Source organism: Vibrio chagasii, assembly GCF_002954585.1.
Lineage (GTDB): Bacteria > Pseudomonadota > Gammaproteobacteria > Enterobacterales > Vibrionaceae > Vibrio > Vibrio chagasii_A.
The window spans coordinates 1-445 of sequence record NZ_MSCI01000015.1 but is presented as its reverse complement, the minus strand read 5'-3'; the positions used below and the strand labels follow the sequence as shown (position 1 = coordinate 445).

General features: G+C 54.2%; 1 rRNA gene. It reads right to left on the bottom strand.

The features are described from left to right. A 23S ribosomal RNA gene (locus BTO10_RS23320) occupies positions 1–445 on the bottom strand; the annotation flags it as partial.

Sequence of the window (445 nt, the reverse complement as noted above, 5' to 3'; positions counted from 1 at the left end):
CTTCCGCCTACGTACTTGAACCTGGACAACCGTCGCCAGGCCCACCTAGCCTTCTCCGTCCCCCCATCGCAATTGTAAGAAGTACGGGAATATTAACCCGTTTCCCATCGACTACGCCTTTCGGCCTCGCCTTAGGGGGTCGACTTACCCTGCCCCGATTAACGTTGGACAGGAACCCTTGGTCTTCCGGCGAGGGAGTTTTTCACTCCCTTTATCGTTACTCATGTCAGCATTCGCACTTCTGATACCTCCAGCAGCCCTTACAGACCACCTTCAACGGCTTACAGAACGCTCCCCTACCCCACGTACATAGTACGTAGCCGCAGCTTCGGTGTATAGCTTAGCCCCGTTACATCTTCCGCGCAGGCCGACTCGACCAGTGAGCTATTACGCTTTCTTTAAATGATGGCTGCTTCTAAGCCAACATCCTGGCTGTCTGAGCCTT